The sequence below is a fragment of the Thalassospiraceae bacterium LMO-JJ14 genome, from assembly GCA_021555105.2.
In the GTDB taxonomy this organism is placed as follows: Bacteria; Pseudomonadota; Alphaproteobacteria; order Rhodospirillales; family Casp-alpha2; genus UBA4479.
On sequence record CP134604.1, the window covers coordinates 3,354,300 to 3,365,925 of the forward strand.

Annotated in this window: 8 protein-coding genes; 7 read left to right on the plus strand and 1 reads right to left on the minus strand. The window is 57.5% G+C overall.

Going from position 1 to position 11,626, the window contains the following annotated elements; genetic code table 11:
• Positions 1–355: 355 nt before the first annotated feature.
• From L2D14_15895 to pyk, 7 genes are all read left to right on the plus strand, one after another.
• Positions 356–1,744, plus strand: a complete 1,389-nt coding sequence (locus L2D14_15895; GenBank protein ID WNJ99340.1) for an extracellular solute-binding protein — start codon at positions 356–358, stop codon at positions 1,742–1,744.
• Entirely contained in the window at positions 1,741–3,675 is a 1,935-nt protein-coding gene (locus L2D14_15900) for an ATP-binding protein (GenBank protein WNJ99341.1), read from the plus strand. Before L2D14_15895 ends, L2D14_15900 begins: the two co-directional genes overlap by 4 nt.
• A 3-nt stretch (positions 3,676–3,678) precedes the next feature.
• The gene (locus L2D14_15905; protein ID WNJ99342.1) at positions 3,679–5,049 is read left to right on the plus strand and encodes a sigma-54 dependent transcriptional regulator; all 1,371 of its coding nucleotides are present in this window, start codon (positions 3,679–3,681) and stop codon (positions 5,047–5,049) included.
• A gap of 203 nt (positions 5,050–5,252) precedes the next feature.
• Positions 5,253–6,587, plus strand: coding sequence for an extracellular solute-binding protein (locus L2D14_15910; GenBank protein ID WNJ99343.1), 1,335 nt, complete (start codon positions 5,253–5,255; stop codon positions 6,585–6,587).
• An 80-nt stretch (positions 6,588–6,667) separates the two neighbouring features.
• Positions 6,668–8,386 carry an iron ABC transporter permease gene (locus tag L2D14_15915; GenBank protein WNJ99344.1) on the plus strand — a complete coding sequence of 573 codons (1,719 nt, stop codon included), beginning with the start codon at positions 6,668–6,670 and terminating at the stop codon, positions 8,384–8,386.
• Positions 8,383–9,468, plus strand: coding sequence for an ABC transporter ATP-binding protein (locus L2D14_15920; protein ID WNJ99345.1), 1,086 nt, complete (start codon positions 8,383–8,385; stop codon positions 9,466–9,468). The genes L2D14_15915 and L2D14_15920 overlap by 4 nt, the downstream gene beginning before the upstream one ends.
• Before the next feature lie 15 nt (positions 9,469–9,483).
• Entirely contained in the window at positions 9,484–10,959 is a 1,476-nt protein-coding gene (gene pyk, locus L2D14_15925) for a pyruvate kinase (GenBank protein ID WNJ99346.1), read from the plus strand.
• Here the strand turns inward: pyk and L2D14_15930 are convergent.
• On the minus strand, positions 10,956–11,621 hold the full coding sequence (locus L2D14_15930) for a histidine phosphatase family protein (GenBank protein WNJ99347.1): 666 nt from the start codon (positions 11,619–11,621) through the stop codon (positions 10,956–10,958). The two genes, pyk and L2D14_15930, sit on opposite strands and share 4 nt — an antisense overlap.
• Between the last annotated feature and the right edge of the window lie 5 nt (positions 11,622–11,626).

The window sequence follows — 11,626 nt, forward strand, 5'->3', positions numbered from 1 at the left end:
CCAGCGGCAGCAACGCAACAACAACGGACACCAGCAGGGCTACGCAGATGGCCGGGTTTGATCATCATAAGTGCTCGCAACTCGCACACGCGACACGCAACCTGAACCGCATAGCCGGCTTATTCATACGTTTAGGTGCATCCGGCAACATTCTTAACAAAACTCAGCAGTGGAAATAAACTGACTTGCTGAAGCGGACGATTGAAGATGCCCAAACCGTGATGCGACAGATTAAGGTCGTCAGGATTGAATTGATGGCGCACGTCAAAACTATGTCCCATGTGATCCTGGATGGGCGTGAAACGCTTTCGGATCGGCTTGACAATCCATTCGCATGACAGTCGGTTAGTTACAAATGTACAACATCAATGACCCGTTCCGGTTTTCCGACCTTCCCATCTTCCGCGTGGCGGCGATCGTGGCATTGTTGTTATTGATGTCGATGCCCTCCGTCGCCAGCGACTTGAGCGGGCGGCTGATTATCGTCACGTCGTTCCCGGAGCACATGTTCGAAAGATTCATTTCAGCTTTCCAGTCACAACACCCGAAGTTGAAGACCTTTGTTCGATCGAAAAAGACCTCCGCCGCGATTTCTTTTATCCAGGAGAGGGAAAGCGATCCGGTAGACATCATCTGGGCATCGGCACCCGATGCCTTCGAAGTCCTTAAGAAATCCGGACACTTGGCGCAAGCGTTCCCCGCACCTCAGGGAGAAAATCACCGCATTGGCGGATATCCGTTGGACGACCTTGGCGGTTACTACCGCGGGTTCGCCGTATCAGGGTATGGGATCATGTGGAATACGCCCTATCTAGAGCAATCGGGCCTTCCCGTGCCACGAACATGGGACGATCTGCGAAATCCGGTTTACGCGGGACACCTGGGAATCTCGGCGCCATCACGCTCCGGCACCATGCACCTGATTATCGAGACAATCCTGCAAGGCAAGGGCTGGGATGATGGATGGGCTGCGCTGCTCGAGATTGGCGGCAATCTGGCAACGGTGACAGCGAGAAGCTTCGGCGTTCTTGACGGAGTAAGGCGCGGACGTTTCGGCGCCGGTCCCGTGATTGATTTCTTCGGCCTGTCCGCGATTGCGACCGGGGCGCCGGTCGGTTTCGTATACCCGGATGCGACGGTGTTCCTCCCCGCCAACATCGCCCTGGTCACAGGCGGCGAGAACCCCGAAGCAGCGAAGGCTTTTGTACAATTCATACTCTCGCCGGCAGGACAGGAGATCCTGCTTGAGCCCGAGATCAGCCGTCTCCCCGTTCTGCGCGATACTTACAAGAATGCGCGCCCCGGATTCCCCAACCCGTATGACGACGATCTGACCCGAAAAGGCATTCCCTTCAACACGGAACTTTCCAGAACTCGATACCACCTCGTCAACGCGTTGTTCGACGCGATGATCACATACCGCTTACGTGGGCTGACGCAGGCCTGGAACGCGCTGCACGAAGCCGAAGCAGCCTCGGCGAACGTGAGCGATGAAAACATTGCCCGTCGCCTTGCCGAGGCACGCCATCTGCTCACGCGTGTGCCCGTGAGCAGTCAGGAGGCATCGGACCTGAAGTTTGCGTCCGGTTTCGTTCACCGTCGGTCGGGCCTGCCTGTACCGTCACTCCAGGTCAAGCTGGAGGCCGAATGGGAACGCATGGTTCAAGGCAATCACGAGCAAGCGATCAAGCTATCGCGCGAAATCCTTGGTGTCGTGGAATCAACACCCGTGACGCGCCCATGAGTACGTTTCGTCTTGCCGGTATCCGTGGGCGACTGTTTCTTGCCTTCGGAAGTGTGACGGCAATGACAGTCGCGGCGACGGTCGTTGCCTGGATTTCATTTGGCGGCGTAGGGGACAGCCTCAATCGATTGGTTACAGACAATATCCCGACAATCGTGCTGGCGGCACGCCTGGCGGAGAAAGGTGGCGTTATCAGCGCAACCGCACCTGCACTGGCGTCTGCTGAGAGCGAGCAGGCCCGCGAACGCGCATGGTCGACACTGACCAGCAACCTGCAAAGCATGAACAGAATACTCAGTCAGGTAGAAGCGCCACTGATCGACGATGCCGCCAAAACGTCCTTGCACGGGATCATCGATACGCTGCAGGCGAACCTGCGGTCACTGGGGACGAATGTCCGCCGGCGTTTCTGGTTCCAAGACCGCAATGCCGAACTTGTCGGTCGACTGCGCTGGGCACATGCCGATTTTCTCGATGAAGTCGAACCCATGATTGCCGATGCCCGTTTCCGGATCGATATCGCTGTGGAACAAGCTTCCGAAGCAAACACGTCACCGGATCAGCAAAAGATTTTGCAGTTGGAGACGCGCCGCCAGACCGCGCTATTGCGTCTGAATGCAGCTGGCAACCTGGCCGTCGGCTTGATCGCCCGCGCCGCAAGTCTGCCCGATGAGTCATCTCTCAACGACACTGAACTTTTCCTCAGCGAGGTCCAAGGGAATATCAACAATGATATAGATGTGCTCGAAGCATTGCCCGAAGCTCTCTCACTGCGTCAGTCTCTGCAGGACGTCATGGCTTTTGCGTCCGGCGACGATGATCTGTTTCAGCTCCGTCGTGACGAGCTGAAGACGCTTTCCGACGGGCAGAAGTTGGTGGCAGCGAACCGGGATCTGGTTGAGCAACTGCAGGCGCTTATCACCAGACGTGTCGAAGCCGGCAACGTCACATCACAGGAAGCCGCGCGTCAGTCCGGTATTTCCATCGAGCGTGGAAAGTTCCTGCTTCTTGCCGCCGCCGGATTCAGCATTGTTGTGGCGATCCTCGTAGTATGGCTTTATGTCGGTCGCAATCTTGTGCGCCGGATTACATCTCTGGATCAATCGATGCGTGCCATAGCCGATGGCAAACTGAATACGCACGTCGTTACAGATGGCGATGACGAGATTTCAGATATGGCGACCTCATTACGAACATTCCGTGACACACTGGCCGAAACCCAGGCAGAACTCGTGCAGGCGGGAAAACTGGCGGCCCTGGGACAGCTGTCAGCAGGTGTCGCACACGAACTGAACCAGCCGCTCGCTGCCATTCGGTCCTATGCGCACAACGCCCATCGGCTAATGGAGAAAGGGAACGCTGATGCGGCCACGGACACGATCGGGCGGATATCGAAACTCGTAGATCGAATGGCCGGCACAGTCGATCACCTCCGAAATCTTGCCCGACGCCCCTCGCCCGACATCGAGACCGTTAACCTCTCGAAGGTAACCAATGACGCGCTACAATTGATGGACAGCCGAATTCGTGACGCGGGGATCGACGTTGTGAACAGGCTCATGACGGATGCCATCCAGGTGCGCGCTGAAACCATCCGCCTGGAGCAGGTTCTCATCAACCTGATCGGCAACGCCATCGACGCAATGGAGGAACAACCGGTCAGACGACTTGTGATCTCAGCCGAGGAAAGTGGAAACACGGTCACGTTAATGCTGGAGGACAGCGGCGCCGGAATCGCGGAAGAGACACTCGAGAAGATTTTCGAACCATTTTTCACGACCAAGGAACAAGGTCAGGGCGTCGGACTCGGGCTTGCTATCTCGTACAACATTATCAAGGATTTCGGGGGATCGGTACGGGCCAGCAGCGCACGCGGCGGCCCGACCGTTTTCAGGATCGCACTCAACCGGGCCATGACGGACGAGGAATAACCGATGGGTATCAGCGAATGGGGCAAGGTCCTCTTCATCGACGACGAGGAAGATGTCCGGATTTCCGGTGCTCAGACACTGGAGATAGAGGGCTTCGAGGTGCTGACGCTGGATAACGCCCAGGCGGCGCTGGACGAACTGTCGGCCTCGTCCCCGGCGATGGTCGTCACCGACGTCAAAATGCCCGGGATGAACGGGATGGAACTGCTCAACCGTATCGTTGCCGTCGACCCCGATCTGCCTGTGGTCCTGATCACAGGACACGGCGATGTGCATCTTGCGGTCGAGGCGATACGTGCCGGCGCATACGACTTCATCGAGAAACCGGCCGATCCGGAACGTCTGATCGACGTCGTACGCCGTGCGCTGGAAAAACGTCGCCTGGTCATCGAGAACCGGAGTTTGCGCCTGGCGCACGATTCACAAGGAGAGATGGAACGCCGGATCATCGGCTCGACGCCGGTCATGGCCGAACTGCGACATACGATTGCCGATCTCGCGAATACGGACGTCGATGTACTGATTCACGGTGAAACCGGGACAGGCAAGGAACTGGTGGCAAGGTGTCTGCACGATTTCGGCATGCGCCGCGACAGGCGGTTTGTCGCATTGAACTGCGGTGCGCTGCCCGACTCCGTTATCGAAAGTGAGTTGTTCGGCCACGAGGCCGGTGCCTTCACCGGCGCGAACAAACGACGGATCGGCAAGATCGAATATGCCGAAGGGGGTACTCTTTTCCTCGACGAGATCGAGAGCATGCCGCCCGCGGTACAGGTTCGTCTGTTGCGCGTTTTGCAGGAACGCACGATCGAGCGACTTGGCGGGAACGATCCTATTGCCGTCGACATCCGCGTCATTACCGCCGCCAAACTGGATTTGCGTGAGGCTGCAAACGACGGGACGTTTCGCGAGGACTTGTACTACCGGCTTCATGTCGCCAGCGTGGATCTCCCCGCTTTGCGCGATCGACGTGAAGACATCCCCCTTCTATTCGGGCAATTCGCCGAGGCGGCAGGGGCACGATTCCACCGTCCGGTACCGGCCATCGACAGTACCAAAATAAACGAACTACTGTCTCGGTCATGGCCCGGCAACGTGCGCGAATTGAGAAATGCCGCGGAACGCTTTGTACTCGGGATGGCGGCATCGCAAGGGAACGGCCGTAACCCCGGCGGTCCGCACGCCGTCGGCGCAAGCGAAGCGAATACACTTGAGCAGCGTATGGCGGATTTTGAACGCGATACCATCAAGGTTGCACTGCGTGACAGCCAAGGACGCGTCGGCAAGGCGGCGGAAGCTCTGGGCATCCCCCGAAAACGGCTTTACCTGCGCATGCAGAAGTACGGTTTGAATGCGGATGCGTTCAAGGCCTGAATGTGTCAAGCCTAACTCAATCCTTCCAAGACCTGGGTCACCAACGTCTCAAATTCTCCTGATGCCGAAATTTTAAAACTCCCGGAAAGCCCTGCTTTCTATGGGTTTTCTCCATCTTCTCCGTGTTGGCACAGAGCTTGCTCTTACCAACGTCGATAGCCCGCTCGCATTAACGGGGCGGGATAATTGTTGGGAGAGAAACTATGAGACGTTCTACTGCGTTCGGCACTGCCGCGCTTTTGATTACCCTAGCCTCCAGCCCGGCCTCGGCCCTCGAGGGCAGCCTGACGATCGTCACATCGTATCCGCCGGATACGACGACGACCTTCGAAGAAGCGTTCGAGAAAAAATACCCCGGCGTCAATGTGGAGATGCTCAAAAAGAAAACCTCAGCCGGGATCAAGTACCTGCAAGAAACGGCAGGTAACAACAAGGCCGACATGTTCTGGGCGTCCGCGCCTGATGCTTTCGAAGTTCTCAAGAGCGACAACCTTCTGCAGAAGTACTCGGTGAAGGTCGGCGGCATTCCTGAAAAGGTGGGAGCCTTCCCGATCAACGACCCGGACGGTTACTACAAGGGGTTTGCCGCATCGGGATACGGGATCATGTGGAATACCCGCTACATGAAGGCCAAGGACTTGCCTGCGCCGAAAGAATGGTCTGACCTCAAGAAAGCCGTCTATTTCGGTCACACCGGAATGAGCGCACCGTCACGTTCCGGGACCACGCACCTGACCGTCGAAACCCTTCTGCAGGGCCTCGGATGGGAAAAAGGCTGGGCCGAATGGAAGGCAATTGCCGGTAACTTCAAGACTGTCACCGAGCGCAGCTTCGGCGTACCGGACGGTGTCAATTCCGGGGCTTTCGGTGCGGGGATCGTGATCGACTTCTTCGGTCTGTCGTCGCAGGCCTCTGGGTTCCCGGTCGAATTCGCCTATCCGACGGTAACGACGCTGGTGCCCGCCAACATCGCGATCGTCAAGAACGCGCCGAACCAGGAAGCCGCAGCCGCATTCATCGAGTTTCTGCTCTCGACCGAAGGTCAGGAACTTCTTCTCGATCCGAAAATCCGCCGCCTGCCTGTTAACCCGGCGACTTATGCCAAGGCACCGGCAGACTTCCCGAACCCGTTCAAGGACAAGTCGATCGGCGCTGCTGTGAAGTTCGACCTGGATCTGTCGAAAAGCCGCTACAACGTGATCAACTCGCTTTTTGACGTGATGATCACGTACCGTCTCGACGATCTGGTTGCCGCCACCAAGGCCATCCAGAAAGCCGAAGCCAAACTCGCCGGCAACAACAATGCCGAGGCCGCCAAGCTGATTGCGGAAGCGCATGCACTCGTCAACGCCGTACCGGTTACCGCCGCACAAGCGAGTGAGAAGGACTTCAACAAGATCTTCAAGAAGAAACGGAAGAAGGCCGACACGAAGGTCACGGGCCGCCAGGCCGAGATCGAGCGTGAATGGGACACCGTTACCAAAGCGAATTACGAGAAGGCTAAGGAGTTGGCCGAGAAAGCAGTCTCCCTGCTGTAACGATCTCCTACCTCGGGAGCCGCCTTCTGCGTCGGCGGCTCCCTACTTTTTCTTCAATTCGTTTTATGGCGAGGCTGATCATGGCTCTACCCCTCTCATCCGTACAACGGGGCCCCGCGGCTGCCGGCGTGCTGATCACGCTCTTCTTGCTGCTATTCCTTGTGGTGCCGGTTGCCAAGGTCGTCTTCGTGGCGTTCCAGGATCCTAATACCGGTGCGTTCACCCTCATCAACTTTGCCGATTTCTTCCGGAACTCGCTGTTTCAGGAATCGTTCTTTAACTCGTTTTACGTGTCTGCGATGTCGGTGCTTCTTTCGACGATCATCGCGATGCCACTCGCCTATTTCACGACGCGCTTCAACTTCGGCGGTGCGATACTCATTCAAACGCTTGGGGTGATCCCCTTGATCATGCCACCTTTTGTCGGCGCCGTTGCCATGCAGTTGCTGTTCGGCGCCAACGGGTCGGTCAACCTGCTTCTCGATGAACACCTTGGTATTACCATTCCGTTCATGAGAGGTCTGAACGGCGTCATCCTGGTCGAAAGCATCCACTACTTTCCGTTTATCCTCATCAACCTGTCCGCAGCACTCAACAACATCGACCGCGCGATGGAAGAGTCAGCGCAGAACCTCGGCGCGAGCGGGCTTCGCTTGTTCCGCAGGATCGTATTCCCGCTTTCAATGCCCGGCTATGTCGCCGGCGCGGCGCTGGTCTTTATCAAGGTCTTCGACGATCTCGGCACGCCTTTATTGCTGAACGTTAACAACATGCTTGCGCCGCAGGCTTACCTCAGGGTGTCGTCGATCGGCATATCCGATCCCATGGGGTACGTCATTTCCGTGATCCTCGTCGGATTTTCACTGCTCTCACTCTGGGTGTCGTTGCTGGCCCTGAAAAACAAGGATTACGCAACCGTGCAGAAAGGGGGCGGCGGACTAATGCGCCGTGACCTCAGAACATGGGAGAAGGTCGGCTGCTATGCGGTTGTGATCGTCATTCTGCTATTCGTGCTATCACCGCATTTCGGACTGGCCCTGCTTTCTTTCGGTACGGTGTGGTCCTACGCCGTCCTGCCGGATGCTTACACTTTCGATCACTACCGGGAGGTCTTCGGGAGTGCGTCGCAGTACATCTCGAATACACTGCTTTACGCCGGGATCGCCGCATTACTGGACGTCATCTTGGCAACGGGGATAGCCTACATCGTCTGGCGGACCAAGCTGATCGGCCGAAAGTGGCTCGATTACGTGGCCTCGGCGGCGTTGGCCGTGCCGGGTGTGGTTCTGGGTATAGGTTATCTGCGAACCTATCACAGCTTCGACATTCCGATCATCGACGAGCCGCTGGCATCATGGTGGGTCATCATCGTCATCGCCATGACGATCCGCCGGCTGCCATATGCCCTGCGTGCATGCGTTGCCGCCATTCAGCAAGTCAGCGTCATGCTTGAGGAAGCGGCGGAAAACCTGGGAGCTACAAAGGGCCGGACCGTCTGGCGCATTGTCATTCCCTTGATGTCAGGCGGAATCCTGGCCGGTTTCGTCACCAGCTTTGCAACCGCGTCGGTAGAGTTGTCGGCAACCATCATGCTGGTCGCCAAGAATTCCGATGCACCACTGGCGTTCGGCATTTACGAATTCATGCAATCGGCCGCAGGCCGTGGACCGGGTGCGGCGCTGGGGATCATCGCCGTTCTATTCGTCGGCATCGGCACTTACATCTCACATGTCATCATCGAGCGCAGCAATAAGGCGCGCGAGCAAAGCACCAACGTTGCGGAAGGAGCCGCCCAATGAACCCGAACACTGGTAAATCCGCCGGCGTCGTCATCGAACAACTGAACCTATCGTTCGGCGATGTCCACGTTCTGAAAGGCGTCGACCTTTCTATCGAGTCTGGAGAGTTTTTTGCCTTCCTCGGGCCGTCCGGTTCCGGGAAATCAACGCTCCTGAGATGCATCGCCGGGTTCGGGCCGACGCCGACGGGGCGTATCCTGATCGATGACAACGATGTCGCCGGACGTCCGCCATGGCAACGCGATGTCGGCATGGTTTTCCAAAGCTACGCGCTGTGGCCGCACATGACGGTACGCAAGAATGTCGCTTTCGGCCTCGAAGAGCGCCGGATAGCAGCATCGGAAATCCGCGACCGCGTCGATGCCGCGTTGGATCTCGTGGGGCTGCGGAACCTTGCGGAACGCCGGCCCTCGCAGCTTTCGGGCGGCCAGCAGCAACGCATCGCACTGGCGCGGACGATCGTCGTCGAACCCAAGGTCCTGCTTCTCGATGAACCGTTATCCAATCTGGATTCGAACCTGCGGGTTCAGATGCGTCGGGAAATCCGTGAACTTCAGCAGAAACTCAAACTGACGACAATCTTCGTTACCCATGACCAGGAGGAAGCGAATACCACATGCGACCGAATGGCAGTGCTCGAAAATGGGGTCATCCAGCAGATCGGCTCGCCCGTGGAACTTTACGACAACCCCTCCAACCTGTTCGTCGCCAAGTTCCTGGGAACGGCAAACATCATCAACGGCACCATTCATGTATCGAACGGAGGGAAGGTCTTCCACACGTCATCCGGCGCGACAATACCGCTCGGCGACGATGCAGGGGATGGACAATCCGTTGTCTTCCGGCCACAGAATGTCGACATCGTGGAGCCCGGTCACAAACCGAGCGGCGAGTGCGCCTCCATCTCAGGAACGGTTGAATACACCGAGTTTCTGGGTTCAACGGTGCGATATGGCGTCGATGTCGCAGGCGACATGATTATGGTCGACCATCCGCATCGCAGCAACGAACGTGTTTTCACTGGCGGCGACAAGGTCGATCTGATGATCGACCGGAAGAGCATTCTAGTGCTAGCGGCATAGCCGGAAAGATCGTCGATGGATACACATTCACCCGGGCGTGAGGACGGTAAATCTCAGGTCAGTCGCAGAACGAAAATCGTTGCGACTCTGGGACCGTCCTCATCGTCACCTCAGATGATAGAGGCAATTTTCAAAGCCGGGGTCGAGGTTTTTCGTCTGAATTTCAGTCACGGTAGTCATGACGATCACGCCGAGCGCGTGGCGATTATCCGGGATCTTGAGAAATCCACGGGAAGGCTGACCTGTATTCTGGCCGACCTGCAGGGGCCCAAGTTCCGTATCGGCAATTTCATGAACGGTCGGGCAAAACTGGAACCGGGCGCATCGTTCCGTTTTGATTTGTCAGACGCTCCCGGCGATACCACTCGCGTCCAGTTGCCTCACCCCGAGATATTGAAAGTCGTGCAGCCAGGCCATCATGTTCTACTGGATGATGGCAAGGTCCGGGTGCGAATAGAGGAGGCCGGCGCGGACTATGCACTCGGGCATGTGTTGGTCGGTGGCATTCTTTCAGATCACAAAGGCTTTAACGTCCCCGATACAAGTGTCGACGTCCCCGCGTTAACAGCCAAAGATAAAATTGATCTCGCTTTCGCATTGTCACTGGGTGTCGACTGGATTGCACTATCGTTTGTTCAGTCTGCGCAGGATGTTCAGCAAGCCAGGCTTCTTGTCGGCGACCGTGCCGGCATCATGGTGAAACTTGAAAAACCAAGTGCGGTACATGATCTGGCGAAGATTCTGGATGTTGCCGATGCTGTGATGATCGCACGTGGCGACCTGGGCGTGGAAATGTCGGCGGAAGAACTCCCCGCCATTCAGAAGCGCATCATCATGGCGGCGCGGCAGATGGGGAAACCCGTGGTCGTCGCGACGCAAATGCTGGAATCAATGGTCAACGCCCCGGTTCCAACGCGCGCGGAAACGTCGGACGTCGCGAACGCGGTATATGACGGAACCGATGCCGTGATGCTGTCCGCGGAAAGTGCTGCAGGCCAGTTCCCCCTTGAAGCCGTTCAGACCATGGCCCGTATTCTTAAAATGGCGGAGCGCGATGCCTCCGGTTTTGCCATTGACCCGCTGCTTCTTGAGGATGCTGCCATGCGCCGGGCAGCAGTCGTAACACGCGCAGCCTGTGCATCCGCGACCGTGCTGCAGGCGGTGGGCCTGGTCACTTTCACGACATCCGGATCGACCACCCTGTGCGCCGCACGAGAGCGAGTGCCGCTTCGGCTGCTTTCGTTGTCACCCAGGCTCGAAACCGCGCGCCGCCTGGTGATTTGCTACGGGGTAACAAGCGTGAGCTGCCCAGACGCCCAGTCGTTCGGCGACATGGTGGATATCAGCTGCAAGATGGCCACAAGCACAGGGATAGCAAAACCCGGCGACGAGCTCGCCATCATTGCCGGCGTGCCATTCGGCACACCAGGGACGACGAATGTCATGCGCGTGTTTGTCGTGCCACCGGCAAAAGAGTCGAACAGGATTTAAATCCTTACACCCAGGCCCGCATCGCTGCAGCCGAATGCATGCAGCGCATCCGGGTCTGCAGCAAATGTTCTCGTCGTCCCGTTTTCGAGAAAATAGATCGTGGATTGCGGATCGTTACAGGCGAAGATTTCGTCTGTTCCCATCCCGGCATAAATGCCACGCAGAACACGCCCCGAACCACCATGCGCCATCACGATGAGCGGCTGGTCCGCCGCACGCTCTTCCAGCCAGCGTCCTAAGCGGCTAGCAACGTCGGCGAAACTCTCACCGCCCTCCGGGATGGCAAACCCCCATCGGTCCTGGTGCTCGCGGGCCAGATCGTCCGCGTAACCCGCGGTGATATCGTCTCGGGTCAGACCTTCCCATCGGCCGTAGTTCCTTTCTTTCAGCCGGTCGTCGAAGTGCACCGCCCCATAGGTCACGCCCAGCTCATCACAAAGGATCGAGACCGATTGGCGGGTCCTTGCAAGCGGGCTCGCCCAGACTTGATACATGCTAAGATCGCCAAACTGCGCCTTAAGCGTCTCCGCCACTGCGCGTACCTGACCAATGCCGGTTAGGCTCAGCGGAGAGTCCTGCTGTCCCTGGTATCGGCCCTCTCGGTTCCACTGTGTTTCGCCATGACGGAGCAGGAGCAAGTCTGGTGCCGGCATGAGTTCCATCTCTC